Source organism: Paraburkholderia susongensis, from assembly GCF_900177725.1.
GTDB classification, from domain to species: Bacteria; Pseudomonadota; Gammaproteobacteria; order Burkholderiales; family Burkholderiaceae; genus Paraburkholderia; species Paraburkholderia susongensis.
The window spans coordinates 1,001,064-1,019,290 of sequence record NZ_FXAT01000001.1; the positions used below are offsets into that span (position 1 = coordinate 1,001,064).

An 18,227-nucleotide genomic window follows, 5' to 3' on the forward strand; every position below is an offset into this window, starting at 1 on the left:
GCGCTCACCGTGCAAGGATCAGGCTGACATTGCTGCCGCCGAACGCGAACGAATTGCTCATCGTGTATTGCGTGCCGATGCCGCGCGGCAGATAGCGCGCACTTTCGACGAGATCGAGCGCGGGCAGTGCGGGATCGGCCTCGCCGTCCCATAGATGCGGCGGCAGCGGCGCGTTCTCGCGCGCGAGCGTGAGCCACGCGAAGCCGAGCTCGGTCGCGCCCGCCGCGCCGAGCTGGTGGCCGGTCAGCGGCTTGGTGCCGCTTGCCGCGACGCCGCCGGGAAAGACGCGCGCCATCAACTGCGCTTCCATCTCGTCGTTCTTGCGCGTCGCGGTCGCGTGCAGATTCACGTAGCCGAGCGCCGACGCCGCGATGCCCGCATCGGCGAGCGCTTCGCGCAGCGCGAGTTCGCCGCCCACGCCCTGCGGGTCCGGCGAGGAAATATGATGCGCGTCGCTCGATTCGCCGAGACCCGCGAGCCGCACCGCCGCTTCGTCGCGGCTCATCAGGAACACGGCCGCGCCCTCGCCGACGTTGATCCCGCAACGATTGCGGCTCATCGGATTGGTGCGCACGCTGCTCGTCGATTCGAGCGACGCGAAACCTTGCACCGTCAGTTCGCATAACGAATCGACACCGCCCACGACGACCGCGTCGCACAACTGCAATTGCAGCAGCCGCCGCCCCGATGCGAAGGCTTTAGCGCTCGACGTGCATGCGGTCGAAATCGTGAACGCCGGTCCCTGCACGCCGAGCACGGCGGCGGCGAACGGCGCGGCCGTGCCGATTTCCATCTGCCGGTAGTTGAAGTTGCTGGGCAGCTCGCCGGCGCGTGCGTGATAGACGAACGCGGTTTCGGCCGCCTCGATGCCCGACGTGCTCGTGCCGAGCACGACGCCGATGCGCTCCGAGCCGTAGCGTTCGCGCGCGGCTTCGATCGCGGGTGCGATCTGCGCGAGTGCGGCAAGCAGCAGACGGTTGTTGCGGCAGTCGTAGCGCGCGAGATCGGCGCGCGGCGCGAGTTCGAGCGGCGTGAGCGCACTGCCGACGAACGCATCGCCGATGCCGGTGCCCACGTTGCCCATGCCGGGCGCGCGAGCGGCGGCGAGCGCGGGCACGATCTCGTCGACGTCGCCGCCGAGCGCGTTGATCATGCCGAGTGCGTGCAAATAAACTGGTGGCGCTTTCATGCCGCCCTCCCTGATTCCGATGGCTTGCCCGATGGTATGTCCGCGGGTATGCCCGCCGGCATACCCATAGGCGCGAGCAGCACCGCAACCGCGATGCCAAGTGCGAGCGTCGTGCCGAAGCTCCTGAGCGCGGGCATCGCGCTCAGGCCGAGCATGCCGAACGACAGCAGCGTGGTCGCCGCCGAGAGCAGCACGCCCGTCCACACCGCGCCGAGATCCGCATCGGCGCGCAAGCAGCCTTCGCGTAGAAACACCGCATAGTTTGCGCCGACGCCGAGCACGAGCATCAGCGCGAGCCAGTTGAACAGATTGAGCGGCACGCCCGCATAGCCGAACACCGCAAGCGCCACGCCGATTGCGAGCAGCACCGGCAAGGTCGTCGCGATGCCGCCGCGCAGCGTGTCCGCGAGGCGGACTGCCTGCGAGGCGTCGGCCGGAGAGCCTGCCTGCGAGGCGTCTCCCAGGGAGACCTTCTGTGAGGCGTGCGCCAAAGAGACTTTTTGCAAAGCTCCCCCACGGCCGCCCTGCTTCGGTGCGTACCGCAGCGTCAACAGCGCACACACCAGCACCAGCGCGCCGCCCAGCCACCAGCCGCTGTCCACGCGATACGCACCGAACAGCTTCGACACGCTCGCGGCCTTGTCGACGAACACGACGCCCGGCACGCCGTGCGCAAGCGCGAGCAGCGCGGGCTCGTTCCGCGGCGTAACGCCTTGCGGGATCACGACGGCGGCATAGCCCGGCTCATTAGCCGACTTGCCCGCATTGGCCTCGCCCGACCCCACCGCACCGAGCCACAGATGCCGGTATGGCTGCGACCACGGTGCCGCGAGCCAGCGCTCGACCGTGAGCGGCGGCTGCGGCTTCGCAGAGGCGGCGAGCCACGCATCGGCGACTTCGTCCTTGAAGCCCGCTTGCAGCAGGATCGCACGCAAGGCGGCGGAATCGTTGAACACGTGCTGCGCGAGCAACGCACGGTCTTCGTTCTGACGCTGCGCCGATGGCACGAACTGCGTGACCGACTGATAGCCGCCAACGCTGTTCGCGGTGCCGTTCAGCGCATCGAGCTTCGTGCCGAGTGCTTCGGCGCGTTGCAGCACTGCCTCGGGCGTCGCGCCGCGCACGACGAAAAACTGCGCGCTGTTGTCGACGCCGACCGCCTCGCGCACCGCGTTCTCCTGCGCCACGAGCGACGCATCGCGCTGGATCAGCAGATGGATGTCGTCGTCGCTCGTGAGACGCAGCCAGCCGGGCGCCGCGACGATCACCAGCAGCGCCGCGATCAGCCACGCGCGCTTGCCGCCGATCGCTCGCTGCCAGTGCGCGAGCAGTCGCGCCGCACCCATGAACACGCGTTGCGGGCGGCGCTTCGGCGCCCGCGTAAGCAACGCGGGCAGCAGCCACAGCACCGACGCGAACGCGGTCGTGATGCCGACCATCGCAAAGCACGCGATCTGCTTGAGCGCGGGGAATGGCACCCACATCAGGATCGCGTAGCCGAGCAGGCTCGTCGCCAGCGCGACCGTCAACGCGGGCCGCACCATGCGCGCGCCGCGCCGCGCGTCCCAGTCGCGCCCCGCGCCGAGATAGACGACGAAGTACTGGATCGAATAATCGACCGCCTCGCCGATCAGGCTCGCGCCGAACACGAGCGTCAGCAGATGCAGCTTGCCGAAAACCAGCAAGGTCGCCGCGAGCGCGCAGACGATGCCGAGCGCCGTCGACACGAAGCCGAGCAGCAACAGACGCGGCGAGCGGAACACCCATATCATCAGCAACGCGATGCCGCACAGCGAAGCGACGCCGATCAGATGCACCTCGCGCTCGGCGGCGGCGCGCGCGGCCTCCGCGTAGAACACCGCGCCGGCGCGCGCAACCGATACGTCGGGGAAGGTTTGCCGCAACGCGCTTTCGGCATCGGCGAGCGCCGCGTGAACCGCGCGCTGTGTCTTCGTTTCGTATGCGGAGCCCGGCAGCGTCGCGACGATCAGCACGCTCGTGGTATTGGCGTGAGTGTTGCCGTGAGCATCGTCACGAGCGTCGCCGCGATGCGAGACCAGCAGGTTGTCCTCGACTTCGAGATTCGACGTCGCGAGCGGCAGGTTGCCGAGCCAGCGTTCGAGCCAGCCGAACGGATCGTCGGCGAGCGGTGTGCTCAGGCCGCCTTGCAGCGGGCTGTAGAGGCGCTGCGCGAGCTGGTCGCGCAGAGTCGCGCCGACTGCCGATGCCACTGCCGATGCCGATCCAGCACCCGCCAACGCCGCGCGATCGGCAGGCGCGAGCAGGCCGAAGCGATACGGCATGTACAGCGCCGCGATCTGCGACAGATCGAACGGCGGCAACTCGGCCGTCACCGACGCGAACGCACCGCTCTTTTGCAACGACGCGCCCAGTTGCTTCGCCGCCGCTTTTGCGTGCGCATCGTCGCGGCTCGTGACGAGCAGCACGGTGCGATCGCCGAGCGCGCTCGCGAGTGTATCGACGGCCTTCTCGGCGACCGGGTCCGCCTCGGTCGCGGGCAACAGCGCGAGCAGATTGGTCTCGAGCGGTGCGGGTCCGGCGAAGCGCCAGCCGCAATACAGCGCCGCCAGCAGCGCGAGCACGAGCCATGCGGCGCGCACGCCCCATGCCTGTTTCGCGGACCGCTGTTGCAGCATGTCCATCACGGCGCTCCAAAGAGGCTGCGCTCGGCCGGCGTCGGTTCGTCGACGGCCGTGCTCTTCGCGAACTCGAGCTGCGTCACGTCACCGTTCGCGAGCATGATGCGCAGACTTTGCAGATAGCCGCCGCCGCTCATGTCGAGGCCCTTGATCGACTGCGCGATCTGCGGCTGGTTCGGCGTGAGCCGCATGCGCCACTGCGCGGGGCTGCCCTCGGCCGCCACATCGAATTGCGAATACAGCGCGGACAGATCGCCGCCGAGCATCGCGCGCATCATCTTCGAGACCTGCGCGACGCCGCGCGTGCCCTGCGCGCTCTGTGTGCTCACGCGCTGGCCGTCGGCGTTGACCTGCACGACGCCCGCATCGGTGATGACATAGGTGGCCTTGTATGGCGTGTCGATCTGCCAGATCACGCCGCGCTCGCGAAAGAACAGCAACGTGCCGCTGCTGACGAGCGGCCGCTTCATCGCGGCGAGCGTCTGCGTCTGCGTGAATTGCGCGCGCACGCCTTTGGCCTGCGCGAGATGCGCGGCGATCTGCGAGACGAGCGCGGGGTTGGTGGCGGTGGTTGCGGTTGTGGTTCTTACAGTTGCCGCGGTTGTTGCGGCTGCCGCATTGGCGTTGGCGTCGGCATTCGCCGTCGCCGCATGCGCCGGCGCCTGCGGCCACATAACCGCGCCCATCACGGCCATTGCACCCATCACCGAAGAACCAACCACGAGCGCCGCACACCGACTCATCGCCCCCATACGCGCTCCAGCTTTTCGAATACGACCGGCGGCGACACGAACTGCAACTCCTGGGTCGCGGCATCGACGGCGACCTGGATCGTGTAGCCCTTCGTCAACCGCGTGCCCGATGCGCAATCGACGATTTCATAGCCTATTTTCAGGCGATTTTCGTATTCGAGCAGTTGCGCGCGCACCTCGATCTGTTGTCCATAGATAGCGGGCCGCACGTATTTCAGATGCGCCTCGACGATCGGCCACAGGTAGCCCGACGCCTGCATCTCGCGATAGTCGTAGTCGAACGCGCGCAGCAGCGCGGCGCGGCCTATCTCGAAGTACTTCAGATAATTGCCGTGCCAGCACACGTTCATCGCGTCGACGTCGTGAAACGGCACTTCGACCGTCGCGCTCGCACTCAGCGTTTTCGGCGCCCCGCTCATGCGTTCCATCCTTTGCGGTATTGATCCGATGTCGTTCGATAGCCGCCGTGCAGATCGCACGCGCCGATGCGCGCGGTCAACGCGCGCAGTTCGCCTTCCAGCGCGCGATCCTCGTCGACGAACGGCGAACTCGCGCTCACCTCGTCGATAAATGCGTGCAGCGGCGCGGGCACCGGCGTCGCGGCATCGATCCGCAGACGCAGGCGCACAGCCTGCACGGTGGCGAGCGTATGCGCGGCGGCCACCTGCTCCGTCAATTCGAGCACGCGCAAACAGTCGCGCGCGGCGATCGTGCCCATGCTGACCTTGTCCTGATTGTGCGCCTCGGTCGAGCGCGAGAAGACGCTCGCGGGCATCGTGTGCTTGAGCGCTTCGGCAGTCCATGCGGACGACGAAATCTGCACGGCCTTGAAACCGTGGTTGATCGCCGCGCGCGCGGGCGCGGCGCCCGACAGGTTGCGCGGCAAGCCGTTGTTGAAATTCACGTCGACGAGCAGCGCGAGTTGCCGGTCCATCAGATCGGCGAGATTGGCGACTGCGACTTTCAGCGCATCCATCGCGAACGCGATATGACCGCCGTAGAAGTTGCCGCCGTGCAGCACGCGTTCGTTGTCGGGGTCGATCAGCGGATTGTCGTTGGCGCTGTTCAGTTCGTTTTCGACGTCGCGGCGCACCCACGTAAGCGCATCGCGCGCCACGCCGATCACATGCGGCGCGCAGCGAATCGAATAGCGGTCCTGCAGACGATGCCCCGGCGTGTCATCGCGACCGGCGAGATCGCTGCGAATCCACGCGGCCGCTTCGGCCTGGCCCGCGTGCGGCTTCACCTCGAAGAGCGTCGCGTCGAAATGCGCGGCACGGCCGTCGAGCGCGACGGTCGACAACGCAGTCAGACGCGTCGTGAGCCGCGTCAGATGATCGGCCCGCGCGAACGCGAGACAGGCGAGCCCCGTCATCACTGCCGTGCCGTTCATGAGCGCGAGACCTTCTTTCGGCCCGAGCGCGAGTGGAGCGACACCGAGTTCGGCCCATACGTCGCGCGCATCGCGCAACGCGCCGTCGAACATCACGTTGCGTTCGCCTACGAGCGCCGCCGCCACGTACGAGAGCGGCGTGAGATCGCCGCTCGCGCCGACCGAGCCTTCGGCCGGAATGCGCGGCAACACGCGGTGATTGATCAGGTCGGCGAGACGTTCGAGCAACACGGGCCGCACGCCGGAAAAGCCGTAAGCGAGCGAGTTCAGGCGCGCCGCGATCACCGCGAGCGCTTGCGCGTCGTCGAGATACGCGCCCATGCCGCAGCCGTGATAGCGCGTCAGTTGCAGCGGCAACGCTTCGACGAGTTCAGCCGGCACGCCGACGACGCAGGCATCGCCGTAACCGGTGTTGACGCCGTAGACGGTCGCGCCCGCGGCCAGATGCCGGCGCAGAAAGTCCGCGCCGCGCTCGATGCGCGCGCGCCAGGCGGCATCGTCGCTCAACGCGACCGGCGCGCGGTGCTGCGCGATGGCGACGACCTCTTCGATCGTCAGCCGGCGCCCGCCGATCACGATCGCCGCCGCGTTCGCGCGCGTGTCCGCATCCGCGCCGGTGTTCATGTCCGCGCGGGCCTCGAACACGGTACGGGTACTCAGATCATGTTCGGCCATTCGCGCCTCGCCTGGGGCTCGCCCAGAAATCGAAGAAGTTGAACCATTGGTAAGGGGCCTTGCGGCAGTAATGCTCGAGACGCACAGCATAGCGCTGCGCCCACGCGGCGAGATGCTGCGCGCGTTCGCGGCGCGGCAGCTCGATGCGCTCGGCAAACGGCTCGAAGTACATGTGGTATCCGTCGCGCTCCCCGACGTGCTCCTTGATGCAGAAGAACAGATAGACCGGGCAGCCGAGCGCATGCGCGAGCACGTACGGGCCTTGCGCGAACGGCGCGCTCGCGCCGAGGAATTGCGCGTCGGTGGTGCGGGCCGCTTCGCGCGCGGGCACGCGATCGCCGACGATCACGAGCAGTTCGCCCTCATCGATGCGCTGCTGCATCAGCACCGCGGTCTCGGGACCGAAGTCGCCGACTTCGAGCAGGTGCCGCGCGAACTCGTCATTGGCCGACGCCAGCACGCGATTGAAGCGCCGCGCGTGTTCGGTATAGACGACCGCCGTGACTTTCGCATAAGCGCCACGCACGGCAAGCGCGCGCATCATTTCGATATTGCCGAGATGCGCGCCGATCACGAGCGCGCCCTTGCCGCTCGCGATCAATGCTTCGAACGCCGAAGGATCGTCGAAGGTGACGTCAGCGTCATTGATGCGGCCGCTCCACGCGGCGAGCTTGTCGAAGCCCGACTGCGCGAACGCGAGCATGTGCCGATACGCGGACAGCCAGCCCGGACGCGGCGTGTCGCCTGACGGCGCAACCGCGTTGAGATGCCTGAAGTAGTTGTCCGACGCCTCGCGCGCGGCGCGGCCCGTCAGCAGAAAATACGCGACGACCGGATGCAGCCAGAGCGCGGTGAAGCGGCGGCCGAACAGCTTGCAACTGAGCGCGAGCAGGCTCATGCCGAGATGGCTGCCGCGTTCGGCGATGCGCCACCAGGCTTCGGGAGCGGCTTCTGTTTCTGCTTTTGCTCGTGCGGCCTCTGCTTCCGCTCGTGCACCAGCGGCTTCAGCCATTTCTGCATCGGCGGCCACTTCCGCCGCACCCTTGACTTCGTCACCCTCATCATCGCCGGGCGCGACACGGCGCGGCATCACCTTATGCGCGAGCAGCACCGGCAAGCGCCACAGCATGCCGAACACGAGCCGGGTATGGCTGCGGCTGATGCGCACGTTGTCCCACAGCACGTCGAAATGCGACACGCCGTCGGCCGCGTAAGTGACGCGCGTCGGGATCGAGCGGAACACCGCGCGCCGCCAGTGCAGGCGCACGAGGATCTCGATGTCGAAGTCCATGCGCGTCGGCAGCGGCACGCTGTCGATCAGCTCGCACGCGAGCGCCAGCGGATAAAGACGGAAGCCGCACATCGAATCGCGAATCGTCAGCGACAGCGTTTCGATCCACACCCACACGTGCGTCAGATAGCGGCCATAGAGACGCGCCTTCGGCACGCTGTCGTCGTAGACTGGGCGGCCGAGAATCACCGCGCCCGGCTCGGCGCGCGCCGCGTCGATGAAGCGCGGCACGTCGGCGGCATCGTGCTGGCCGTCGGCGTCGATCTGCAACGCGTGCGTGTAGCCTGCCGTCCTCGCGGCGCGCAGGCCCGCCATCACCGCCGCGCCCTTGCCGCCGTTTTCAGGCAGACGCAGCAGCGTGAGCTGATCCGCGTACTGCCGCGCGAGCGCGGCGAGCACCTGCTGGGTCGCCTCGTCGCTGCCGTCGTCGACGACGAAGATCGGCAGACCGTGCACCGCGAGATGCGCGAGCGTCGAGCCAATCGCATCCTTGTGGTTGTAGATCGGAATGACGATGCAGGGAGCGAAGCTCATCGCGCGCCCTCCCGATGCACGAGCACGCCCGAGGCGCATTCGCGCCCTTCGGTCCGGTACGCGAACTGCACGCGCCGGCGCGCGGCGTCGTAAGTCAGCGTGAGTTTGAGCACCGCGCGAGGAGGGACCGGCGCCATGAACTTGAGACGATCGACCGATGCGAGCGCGCGCACCTGCGGCCAATGACCGGCGGCGAGCCGCACCGCCCAGTCGACCTGCACAACGCCGGGCAGAATCGGCAGGCCCGGAAAGTGACCGGAGAAATGCACGAGCGTGGGCGGCACGCGCAACTCGTAGTGCAGCGTATCGCCGCGGCGTGCTTCGGCGAGCACTTCCATGCCTTCGGCGCGCGGCTCGAACGCAGCCGCCACCGCGCGCGCGGGCAGCTTGCCGCGCGCGTCGAACGGCAGACTCACGCGAAAACGCCAGTGACGCGGCAGCACCACGGCATCGAAATAATCGGCGAGATGACGGCGCAGCGTTTTCGCGAGCGCCACGCGGCCTTCGGCGCACAAGGCCGCGCCGCCCGCTTCGCTCAGCGCGACCACCGCGCCGACCCGTTCGCGCGACACGCCTTCGAGCGGCACGAGCGCTGCCTGCGCAACGTAAGGATGCAGCGCGAGACGCGCCTCCATCTCCGGCAGCGACACGCGCTTGCCGCCGAGCTTCAGCACGCGGTCGAGGCGCCCTTGCAGGCGGAAGCGGCCGTCGGCGTCGAAGGCGATGCGGTCGCCGGTGCGATGCCAGCCGTCGTGACCGAGATGCGCAGAGCGCACGCACAACGCGCCGTCTTCGTCGCGGCGCACTTCGGCGCCCGCGACCGGCTGCCACGCGTCGCCGTGATCCTGGCGGCGCCACGCGATGCCGCCCGTTTCCGTGCTGCCGTAGATTTCGAGCGGAGCCGAACCGTAGGCGGCGGCATAGTGCCGCGCGGCCTCGTCAGCGAGCGGGCCGCCCGACGAAAAGAACGCGCGCGGCGCGGGGACGAGCGCGGCGAAGCCCGGCAACGCGGGCCAGCGCGACAGTTGCGCGGGCGTCGAAACGATCGCGGCCGCGCCGTACTGCGCGATGCGCTGCTGCAGTTGCTGCGGCTCCGTGCCGATCGCGCGATCGAACGCGCGGCCGGCCGCGAGCGGCCACAACACGCGAAACAGCAAACCGTAGATGTGATGATGCGGCACGCTCGCGAGCATCGTCGCGTCGCCGATCAATGCGCCCCACTGTTTTTCGAGCGTCCGCACCTCGGCGTCGAACTGCGCGAGCGTCTTGCGGATCGGCTTCGGTGTGCCGCTGCTGCCGGACGTGTAGAGCGTGAGCGGCGCATGTGGATCGATTGGATATGCGGGGTGGACTGCGCAGGAATGTGCGTGCTCTGATGCGACGAACGGCGGCAGGTCCGCATCCGTCAGCATGAAGTCGTAGGCATCCGCGAGATCGGCGAGATAGCCGGGCGTCGCGTTGGCCGGAATCACCGGCTCCTTGCCGCACGCGAAGAGCGCGAACAGCGCGCAGGCGAAATCGAACGGATCGTCGATGCACAGTGCGCAGCGCTGCGCCGCATGCGGCTGCACGAGCGCGATCAAACGCGCGACGCGCGCGCGAAACGCCGCGCGATCGATGAGCGTCGTGCCGTCCCGGCAAACCGGCGCGGCATACGCCGCGGATGCGTCGGATACGTTGGATGGGGGCAGCCCGGCCGCATCCGCCAGCAGATCGTGCAGCGCGATCATTCGGACTCCGAACCCGCGCGCGCGGCGCGCGGCAGCACAACGAGATAGCGCCAGACGATCTCGCCGGCGAGCAGCACGCCGATCAACCCATAAGCGATCAAGCCGTTATAGAGCGACCAGCTCGCGCGGCTCCAGTAGAGCGCCGTATAAACGGAAAACGCGCCGTTCAGCACGAAGAACGCGCACCACACCTGGGTCACGCGCCGCGTGTAGCGCACGGCGCCCGCCGGCAGATCGGGATTGCCGAGCCGCGCGAATTTTTCGATCATCGACGGCCCGCGCACGAGCGTCGCGCCGAACGCGACGAGCAGGCCGAGATTGACGAGCGAAGGATAGAAACGCAGCAGCAGCTCGCTATCGGTAATGACGATCGCCGCCGACGCGCAACTCAGCAGACCCAGCACGCCCCAGTCGAGCGAGGAAAGCTGCTGCAGCGACAGCGCGACGGTGCCGCCGCCGGCCCAGCACCGCAGCCACAGGATCGCGAGCAGCATGAAGCCGACCAGACGCGGCGTATCCCAATGCCACGCGCACAGGATCAGCGCCGGATACGCGAGCCTCAGCAGCACCTGCGCGACGATTCTGCCCCAGTGAGGCCGCGTGCCGGGCACGCTTGCCGCGGGGCGCGACGGCGCCATCGGCGATCGCGAGCGTGCGGCGGGCATCAGCCTTGGGCCGCGAGCAGCGATTCGACCGCGCCGATCACGTCGCCGACGGTGCGCACGGACTTGAAATCTTCCGGCTTGATACGGCGGCCGGTCAGGTCCTGCAGCTTGATCGCGAGATCGACGGCGTCGATGCTGTCGAGATCGAGGTCTTCGAACAGATGCGCGTCTGGCGTCACGCGCTCGGGCTCGATCGCGAAGTTCTCCTTGAAGATCGCGCGGATGCGCTCAAGAATCTCAGTCTCAGACACGGTTATTCCCCCTTCCTTGCAGTTTCGTTCGCAGCATGCGCCGCTTCTCGCTGACTCTCGACCAGCGCGGCGAGCGTGCTGATCGAGCGGAAGTGTTCGCGTGTGCGTTCGTCGTTCGCCGCGATGGTCAGTTGGTATTGTTTGCGCAGCACGATGCCGATTTCGAGCGCGTCGATCGAGTCGAGGCCGATGCCGTCGGTATCGAAGAGCGGTGCATCGTCGTCGATATCGGCCGGGCTCAGGTCTTCGAGATCGAGGGCTTCGATCAGAAGCTTTTTAATTTCCAGTTTTAAAGAATCCATAATCGAACAGGTGCTGGGTAATGTAGGCTTCGACGGCGCTCGTCACGCTGCGCGCCGCGAGAGCCGGGGTCGTGCCGTCGGCCGCGAGCTGCTCGACGTCGAGCGGCGCGAGCACGTTCACGCGCATCCGGAAAGCGCGCGCCGGCACGTCGTACCAGCGCATCTGCCGCGTGAACGCGGGCGGATCGCAATCCATCAGCACCGGCACGATCGGCGCGCCGGCCTTCAACGCCATGTGTGCGAAGCCGCGCGAGAACGCGTGCAGCCGGTTTGGCGCGGGGCTGCGCGTGCCTTCCGGAAAAATAATCATCGTGTAGCCGGCCGCGAGCTGGCGCGCGCCGGCTTCGACGAGCGCGATCGCGTCGGCATTGCTCACGTATTCGGCCGCGCGCACGATCCCCCAGAAACACGGGTTGCGCCAGTGCGCATTCTTCACGACGCAGCACGCGCGCGGCGTGAGCGACAGCAGGACCATCACGTCGAGATAGGTCGGGTGATTCGCGACGACGATCGCGGGGCCGCCCGCGCGCAACGCGTCCGCGCCCGTCACCTCGAGTTCCATCACGCCGATGCGCCGCAGCACTGCGACGAGCGCGCGAAAAAAACCGTGGATCACGGCCGTCACCGCGCGTTGCCGCGAGGCTCGCCGTGGCCACAGCCACGCGAGCGGAAACACGAGCACCGAAAACAGCACGCCGCAGATGCCGAACACGACGAAGGCCACGCCGGTCGCGCAAAAACGCCACAAATAATCAAGCCGCGCGGTCATGCCACCTCCAATGCCAGAGGGCGCCGGCATGTTGCCAGCGCGCGGGCTGGCCGGTTTCGAGGCAGTGCAGCAACGCCTGGCTCTGGGTGGCGAAGCTGGCTGCGCCGTCGGCAGTGCGCCCGGGGGGGCCGTCGGCGGCGCCGCCGGCGGGCGCGGGCTGCGGGCCATCCGCGCGGGACAACGAGCATACGATGTGCCCGGCGGATGCCGCCTGATCGAGCAGCAGCGCGATCGCGCCGCCCTGCACTTCGTCTTCGATCGTGCCGTAAGCGAGATCGGCCGGTTCGTCGGCGTAGACGAGCAGCACCGGCGCATCGGGTTGCGTCGCGTATTGGGCGTACGCTTCGAGCAGCGCGTAGCCGAGCGTCTGCGCGCCGGCCGATATCGCGCTCGCCGCCGAGCGGTCGCCGCGCGCAATGCCGAATATCCCCGTCATCGCATTGAGCACCGACAGGCTGAACGCGGTCGGCGAAACCGGCTCGCCGGCACTGATGCTGCGCAGGATGTCGGTGGTGCGCCGCAACTCCCCGTGCCGCGACGCGAACACCACGCGCACCGGATCCTGCACGACGCAGTCGTGCGCGACCTTGAGCGCGACTTTGGACAGCGTGCTGAGACGCCGCCGCACGATCGGCTCGATAAAGCCGATATCGGGTGCGGCAGATGCGGTAGCCGGCCAGCTAGACCAGCGACCGACCGGAATGGTCCAGTGCAGATCGGGCATATCGGTGTTCGCGCGTAGAAACGGGAAGAGGCTCGAGCGCCGGACGGAATACGCAGCCGTCACAGCGTGCGGCGCCGCGCGGATCGGGAGGTATCAGCCGGGATCGACCCGTCTTCTTATGGGAATTCAGCGAATTTCCGCAATTGGCCCCGATTATTTGGGCGACGCTATCAATGGGTCTGCGGGGTTGGCTCGGGCTCCTTTTGTGGCCGGAATCATACTGACTATTCTGGATTAAATCAGCCAGAAAAGACGTATCCATCTGTATCCGCACCGTTACGTTGAAACAACAACTTGTCTGACAAATCGGCAAGGCGCCCCGGAACGCCGCGATGCCGCTCGCAGGCGGGCCGGCGGGAGGCGCTCGCGGCGATTTGGCAGTGCCGCCCACGCAACATTCACGCAATATTCACGCAACATCGGCGCAAGATCGGCGGCAAGGGCGCCGCCGGCTCTGCTATACTCCGGCCCTCATTGGGGAGTAGCCGCCCCGCGGCACGTCCGCACCGCGTTTCGCCGGTGCGTCGCACGTGCGCTTCGCGGGGGCGCCTGTCAACAGACTTGGCCGTCAGGCCATGGCAGCCGCAGCCTCTGGCCTGGCGAGACCGATGACCCACACGCGCCGCAACAGGGCCCGGCGTGTCGTGGGTCGTCGCTCGCACATCATTCGGCCCGGCGAATCCATTCAAAGTGAATCAAGCTTTTCTCATTTCGACCGGAGCGGTCGCGCTCGCCGAGATCGGCGACAAGACGCAACTGCTCTCGCTCGTGCTGGCCGCCCGCTACCGCAAACCCGTACCAATCATTCTCGGCGTGCTCGCCGCGACGCTCATCAATCACGCGGGCGCCGGCGCGCTCGGCACGTGGCTCGGCTCGCTGCTGACGCCGACCATCATGCGCTGGGCGCTCGCCGCGTCGTTCGTCGGCATGGGGCTGTGGATTCTCGTGCCCGACAAGCTCGAGGACGAGGAAGCCAACACGAACCGCACGCATTTCGGCGTGTTCGGCGCGACGGTCGTCACGTTCTTCATCGCGGAGATGGGCGACAAGACGCAGATCGCGACCGTCGCCCTCGCCGCGCGCTTTCACGATTTCTTCGGCGTGGTGGCGGGCACCACGCTCGGCATGATGATCGCCAACGTGCCGGCTATTCTGCTCGGCGACCGCTTCGCCCACCGTCTGCCGACGAAGCTCGTACATGGCATCGCGGCGGTGATGTTCGTCGTGCTCGGCGCGATGGCGCTGTTTGGTGTCGGGGTTTAGCGCGACCGAACGCGCGACCGGGCACGCAACTAAACGCGCGATTTACTGCCCGACCTTCGCCCCCGATGCTGTCCCCGACGCCGTTCCCGATGCTGTCCCCGGCGCCGTTCCCGATGCAACCGCTGGCAGCGACACCTCGTTCGCGGCCGCGCCGTGGCTGTCGAGCGGAATCTTCACGGTATGCACGGCGCCGTTACCGAGCGGGAAATCGGTGAGCGCGCTGCGCGCGAGATAAGGCATCGTCCTGACCAGCGACGACTCACCGCCGAAATTGCGCGCCGTCACGTTGTAGACCTCCTTGCCGCTCGCACGCTCGGTGATCCGTATGCCGAGCAGATGCGTGAAAACCGGGTAGCTCTGATTCACGTAGGTAGCCGGGAACGGCCCCCACGGTCCCCACGGATCGAACGGCCGGCCCCAGTACGGGCCGGGCCACGGGTTGTAGTACACCGGCTCCGCGACGGTCACGATGTCCGAGCGAATGCCGTACGCGAGTTCGACCAGATAACGCGCGTCGTCATGCGCGACTTCACGGAACGAATGCACGGCGAGTTCGTTCGCGACGATCCGCTCGTACGCGCTGAGTTCGAGATTGTTCTGCTGATCCTTCGGCCGTGTGAACGCATAGGTGCGGGTCGCGTCGCTGCCGTTCCACGCCGAGAACGCCGTGACCTGCGTCGTCACGTAGGTCGTGCAGCCGGACAGCAGGACCGTCAGCGCGGCGAACAGCAGCGTGATGCGGCGGGTCCATCGATCGATGTTCATGGTCTACCTCGTGATGCCTCTCAAGTGCTGCAGTTAAAACCGTGGATTGACCGCGATTATTCCGTGCCTGTTTCCGTCATGATTGCGTGACTCGGTTGCGTGACTCGGTTGCGTGACCCGGTTGCGTGATTCGATTCCGCAATCCGGTCCGCCATCGGATCGATGCCACCCCGTCGGCACCGAACTCGCCGGCACGCAGCCCGCGCGGACCGCCGTCACGCGCGGCGCCCGATAATACGCTGACCTCGCCAGCCGGTAAAAGGTTCTTCCCCTGCCCCGCGAGAGCCGGACTCGCCCCCGCTTCGCTCCGCACGATTGCCCGAGGCTTTGTACAATGGCTCGAGCAAGCCCGGCTTGCGCGCCCTTCGCGCGCCTGACCGCTCGAGTCCACCACCACAGAACGCCATGGCCGATACCGCAACGCCCAATGTGATCCGCCGCGCCGATTACGCGCCGCCCGCCTTCCTGATCGACACCGTCGCGCTCGAATTCGATCTGGTCCCCGAACGCACGGTCGTGAAGAATACGATGCGCGTGCGCCGCAACCCGGATGCGTCGCGCGCCGCTCATTTCGAACTGATGGGCGAGCAGCTCGAGTTCGTGAGCGCCGAGATCGACGGCAAGCCGTTCGCCAACGCGCATCCGCACGAGCATGGGCTCCTGCTCGACAACGTGCCGGAGAGCTTCGAGCTCACGCTCACGAGCATCTGCAATCCCGCTGAGAACACCACGCTGTCGGGCCTGTATGTGTCGAGCGGCAACTTCTTCACGCAGTGCGAAGCCGAGGGCTTTCGCCGCATCACCTACTTCCTCGACCGCCCCGACGTGATGGCGAGCTTCACGGTCACGCTGCGCGCGAGCAAGGCCGACTATCCGGTGCTGCTGTCGAACGGCAATCTGCTCGAAGAAGGCGATCTGCCCGACGGCCGCCATTTCGCGCGCTGGGAAGATCCGTTCAGGAAGCCGAGCTATCTGTTCGCGCTCGTCGCGGGCAAGCTCGTCGCGCTCGAAGAACGCGTGAAGACCGGCTCGGGCAAGGAAAAACTGCTGCAGGTGTGGGTCGAGCCACACGACCTCGACAAGACCCGTCACGCGATGGACTCGCTGATCCATTCCATCGAATGGGACGAGAAGCGCTTCGGGCTCGAACTCGATCTCGACCGCTTCATGATAGTCGCGGTCAGCGACTTCAACATGGGCGCGATGGAGAACAAAGGGCTCAACATCTTCAACACGAAGTACGTGCTCGCGAACCCCGAAACGGCAACCGACACCGACTTCGCGAACATCGAGGCCGTAGTCGGCCATGAGTATTTCCACAACTGGACCGGCAACCGCGTGACCTGCCGCGACTGGTTCCAGCTGAGCCTGAAGGAAGGCCTCACCGTGTTCCGCGACCAGGAGTTCTCGGCCGACATGGCGGGCGGCCAAATGGGCAGTCAAACGGACAGCAGCAACGAAGCCGCGCGCGCGACCAAGCGCATCGAGGACGTGCGCGTGCTGCGCCAGATGCAGTTCGCCGAGGACGCGGGTCCGATGGCGCATCCGGTGCGCCCGGAAAGCTACGTCGAAATCAACAACTTCTACACGATGACCGTCTACGAGAAAGGCTCGGAAGTCGTGCGGATGTATCAGACGCTGTTCGGCCGCGAAGGCTTTCGCAAGGGCATGGACCTGTATTTCAAGCGGCACGATGGCCAGGCCGTGACCTGCGACGACTTCCGCCACGCGCTCGCCGACGCGAACGGCCGCGACCTCGCGCAGTTCGAGCGCTGGTATAGCCAGGCGGGCACGCCGCGCGCATCGGTGCGCACGCGTTATGACGCCACGCAGCAGCGCTACAGCGTGACGCTCAGGCAAGGTTACGGCGACGCCGCGCCAGCCGCGCGCGAAACGCAAAAAGGCCCGCTGCTGATTCCGTTCGCGATCGGCCTGATCGACAAGGACGGCCGCGACCTGCCACTGCAACTCGAAGGCGAGGCGCAGGCGGCGGAGTCGACCACGCGCGTGCTCGAATTCACGCAGACCGAGCAGACCTTCACGTTCGTCAATGTCGCGCAGGAACCGCTGCCGTCGCTGCTGCGTAATTTCTCGGCGCCGGTCATCGTCGAATACGACTACACGGCCGAACAGCTCGCGTTCCTGCTCGCGCACGACAGCGATCCGTTCAACCGCTGGGAAGCCGGCCAGCGACTTGCGACGCGCGAGCTGCTCGCGCTCGCCGCACGCGCGGCGACGGGCGCGCCGCTGCAACTCGACGACTCGGTGGTCGCCGCGTTCGCGCGCGTGCTCACCGACGAAACGCTGTCGCCGGCGTTCCGCGAACTCGCGCTGATGCTGCCGTCCGAAGCGTATCTCGCCGAGCAGATGGCCGAGTCGAATCCGGCTGCGGTCCACGCGGCGCGGCAGTTCGTGCGCAAGCGTCTCGCCAATGCGCTGAAGAACGACTGGCTCGACGTGTACGAGCAGCATCTCACACCGGGCGCCTACGAAGCCACGCCCGAGGCCGCTGGTCATCGCGCGTTGAAGAATCTCGCGCTCTCGTATCTGACGGAGCTGGACGATCCGGCGCAAGCCGTGCGCCTCGCGTCCGCGCAATATGAGACCGCGAACAACATGACCGACCGCGCGGCCGCGCTTTCCGCTCTGCTCAACGCGGCCGCGCCGCAAGGCGGCAGCGCCGAGGCGCAGCACGCGCTCGACGACTTCTACCGGCGCTTCGAGAAGGAGCCGCTCGTCATCGACAAGTGGTTCGCGTTGCAGGCCACGCAGCGCGGCAGCGCGCAGCATCCGCTGATCGACACGGTGCGCAGGCTGATGGCGCATCCGGCCTTCAACCTGAAGAACCCGAATCGCGCGCGTTCGCTGATCTTCAGCTTCTGCGCGGCGAACCCCGCGCAGTTCCACGCCGAAGACGGTTCGGGCTACGCGTTCTGGGCCGATCAGGTCATCGCGCTCGACGCGCTCAATCCGCAGGTGGCCGCCCGCCTCGCGCGCTCGCTCGAACTGTGGCGCCGCTTCACGCCGGCACTGCGCGACGGCATGCGCGCGGCGCTCGAGAAAGTGGCCGCGCAGGTGAAATCGCGCGACGTGCGCGAGATCGTCGAGAAAGCGTTGGCGTGATGCTCGCTTGAGCGCTTCGCCCGCATCGAAAAACCGGCACGGGTTGCCGGTTTTTTTTCGCCTTCTCACTGGCTTTTTACTGGCTTCTCACGGGATTCACGCGGTCTTGCTCCGGCGCAGCCGACGATGGACGCACGACGC

At 67.1% G+C, this 18,227-nt stretch carries 15 protein-coding genes and 1 riboswitch; of the genes, 2 read left to right on the forward strand and 13 right to left on the reverse strand.

Features of this window, described 5'->3' with window-relative positions; genetic code table 11:
• Window positions 1-4: 4 nt before the first annotated feature.
• Genes B9Z01_RS04570 through B9Z01_RS04625 form a run of 12 tightly spaced genes read right to left on the reverse strand, consistent with a single transcriptional unit; the run spans window position 5 to window position 12,935 of the window.
• A complete protein-coding gene (locus B9Z01_RS04570) occupies window positions 5-1,189 on the reverse strand; it encodes a beta-ketoacyl-[acyl-carrier-protein] synthase family protein (RefSeq protein WP_085481022.1) in 1,185 nt (394 codons plus the stop codon).
• Window positions 1,186-3,852 (reverse strand): MMPL family transporter, encoded by a 2,667-nt coding sequence (locus tag B9Z01_RS04575; protein ID WP_085481023.1) that lies wholly within the window; start codon window positions 3,850-3,852, stop codon window positions 1,186-1,188. Before B9Z01_RS04575 ends, B9Z01_RS04570 begins: the two co-directional genes overlap by 4 nt.
• On the reverse strand, window positions 3,852-4,601 hold the full coding sequence (locus B9Z01_RS04580) for an outer membrane lipoprotein carrier protein LolA (RefSeq protein WP_085481024.1): 750 nt from the start codon (window positions 4,599-4,601) through the stop codon (window positions 3,852-3,854). The genes B9Z01_RS04575 and B9Z01_RS04580 overlap by 1 nt, the downstream gene beginning before the upstream one ends.
• Window positions 4,589-5,020 (reverse strand): acyl-CoA thioesterase, encoded by a 432-nt coding sequence (locus B9Z01_RS04585; protein WP_085481186.1) that lies wholly within the window; start codon window positions 5,018-5,020, stop codon window positions 4,589-4,591. The genes B9Z01_RS04580 and B9Z01_RS04585 overlap by 13 nt, the downstream gene beginning before the upstream one ends.
• Window positions 5,017-6,669 (reverse strand): HAL/PAL/TAL family ammonia-lyase, encoded by a 1,653-nt coding sequence (locus B9Z01_RS04590; protein ID WP_085481025.1) that lies wholly within the window; start codon window positions 6,667-6,669, stop codon window positions 5,017-5,019. The genes B9Z01_RS04585 and B9Z01_RS04590 overlap by 4 nt, the downstream gene beginning before the upstream one ends.
• Window positions 6,656-8,494, reverse strand: a complete 1,839-nt coding sequence (locus tag B9Z01_RS04595; protein ID WP_085481187.1) for a glycosyltransferase family 2 protein — start codon at window positions 8,492-8,494, stop codon at window positions 6,656-6,658. Before B9Z01_RS04595 ends, B9Z01_RS04590 begins: the two co-directional genes overlap by 14 nt.
• A complete protein-coding gene (locus B9Z01_RS04600; protein ID WP_085481026.1) occupies window positions 8,491-10,224 on the reverse strand; it encodes an ApeI family dehydratase in 1,734 nt (577 codons plus the stop codon). Before B9Z01_RS04600 ends, B9Z01_RS04595 begins: the two co-directional genes overlap by 4 nt.
• Complete coding sequence (locus B9Z01_RS04605) at window positions 10,221-10,889, reverse strand: COG4648 family protein (protein WP_085481027.1); 669 nt, start codon at window positions 10,887-10,889, stop codon at window positions 10,221-10,223. The genes B9Z01_RS04600 and B9Z01_RS04605 overlap by 4 nt, the downstream gene beginning before the upstream one ends.
• A complete protein-coding gene (locus B9Z01_RS04610) occupies window positions 10,889-11,140 on the reverse strand; it encodes an acyl carrier protein (protein WP_208625852.1) in 252 nt (83 codons plus the stop codon). The genes B9Z01_RS04605 and B9Z01_RS04610 overlap by 1 nt, the downstream gene beginning before the upstream one ends.
• 2 nt (window positions 11,141-11,142) lie before the next feature.
• Window positions 11,143-11,442, reverse strand: coding sequence for a phosphopantetheine-binding protein (locus B9Z01_RS04615; protein ID WP_085481029.1), 300 nt, complete (start codon window positions 11,440-11,442; stop codon window positions 11,143-11,145).
• Complete coding sequence (locus B9Z01_RS04620; protein WP_085481030.1) at window positions 11,417-12,211, reverse strand: lysophospholipid acyltransferase family protein; 795 nt, start codon at window positions 12,209-12,211, stop codon at window positions 11,417-11,419. Before B9Z01_RS04620 ends, B9Z01_RS04615 begins: the two co-directional genes overlap by 26 nt.
• Entirely contained in the window at window positions 12,195-12,935 is a 741-nt protein-coding gene (locus B9Z01_RS04625) for a beta-ketoacyl synthase chain length factor (protein ID WP_085481031.1), read from the reverse strand. The genes B9Z01_RS04620 and B9Z01_RS04625 overlap by 17 nt, the downstream gene beginning before the upstream one ends.
• Before the next feature lie 464 nt (window positions 12,936-13,399).
• Window positions 13,400-13,548: riboswitch (yybP-ykoY riboswitch) on the forward strand.
• Window positions 13,549-13,625: 77 nt separating this feature from the next.
• Between B9Z01_RS04625 and B9Z01_RS04630 the strand changes: the two genes are divergently transcribed.
• Window positions 13,626-14,198, forward strand: a complete 573-nt coding sequence (locus tag B9Z01_RS04630; RefSeq protein WP_085481188.1) for a TMEM165/GDT1 family protein — start codon at window positions 13,626-13,628, stop codon at window positions 14,196-14,198.
• A gap of 42 nt (window positions 14,199-14,240) precedes the next feature.
• Here the strand turns inward: B9Z01_RS04630 and B9Z01_RS04635 are convergent, their stop codons facing one another.
• A complete protein-coding gene (locus tag B9Z01_RS04635; protein ID WP_085481032.1) occupies window positions 14,241-14,963 on the reverse strand; it encodes a DUF4136 domain-containing protein in 723 nt (240 codons plus the stop codon).
• Window positions 14,964-15,368: 405 nt separating this feature from the next.
• On the opposite strand from B9Z01_RS04635, the gene pepN reads away from it, so the two are divergent.
• Window positions 15,369-18,086, forward strand: coding sequence for an aminopeptidase N (pepN, locus tag B9Z01_RS04640; RefSeq protein ID WP_085481033.1), 2,718 nt, complete (start codon window positions 15,369-15,371; stop codon window positions 18,084-18,086).
• Window positions 18,087-18,227 lie beyond the last annotated feature (141 nt).

Bases quoted from the DNA above. Each gene is read 5' to 3' on its own strand.
- B9Z01_RS04570 (WP_085481022.1), bottom strand. From the start codon at position 1,189: ATGAAAGCGCCACCAGTTTATTTGCACGCACTCGGCATGATCAACGCG.
- B9Z01_RS04575 (WP_085481023.1), bottom strand. From the start codon at position 3,852: ATGGACATGCTGCAACAGCGGTCCGCGAAACAGGCATGGGGCGTGCGC.
- B9Z01_RS04580 (WP_085481024.1), bottom strand. From the start codon at position 4,601: ATGGGGGCGATGAGTCGGTGTGCGGCGCTCGTGGTTGGTTCTTCGGTG.
- B9Z01_RS04585 (WP_085481186.1), bottom strand. From the start codon at position 5,020: ATGAGCGGGGCGCCGAAAACGCTGAGTGCGAGCGCGACGGTCGAAGTG.
- B9Z01_RS04590 (WP_085481025.1), bottom strand. From the start codon at position 6,669: ATGGCCGAACATGATCTGAGTACCCGTACCGTGTTCGAGGCCCGCGCG.
- B9Z01_RS04595 (WP_085481187.1), bottom strand. From the start codon at position 8,494: ATGAGCTTCGCTCCCTGCATCGTCATTCCGATCTACAACCACAAGGAT.
- B9Z01_RS04600 (WP_085481026.1), bottom strand. From the start codon at position 10,224: ATGATCGCGCTGCACGATCTGCTGGCGGATGCGGCCGGGCTGCCCCCA.
- B9Z01_RS04605 (WP_085481027.1), bottom strand. From the start codon at position 10,889: ATGCCCGCCGCACGCTCGCGATCGCCGATGGCGCCGTCGCGCCCCGCG.
- B9Z01_RS04615 (WP_085481029.1), bottom strand. From the start codon at position 11,442: ATGGATTCTTTAAAACTGGAAATTAAAAAGCTTCTGATCGAAGCCCTC.
- B9Z01_RS04620 (WP_085481030.1), bottom strand. From the start codon at position 12,211: ATGACCGCGCGGCTTGATTATTTGTGGCGTTTTTGCGCGACCGGCGTG.
- B9Z01_RS04625 (WP_085481031.1), bottom strand. From the start codon at position 12,935: ATGCCCGATCTGCACTGGACCATTCCGGTCGGTCGCTGGTCTAGCTGG.
- B9Z01_RS04635 (WP_085481032.1), bottom strand. From the start codon at position 14,963: ATGAACATCGATCGATGGACCCGCCGCATCACGCTGCTGTTCGCCGCG.
- pepN (WP_085481033.1), top strand. From the start codon at position 15,369: ATGGCCGATACCGCAACGCCCAATGTGATCCGCCGCGCCGATTACGCG.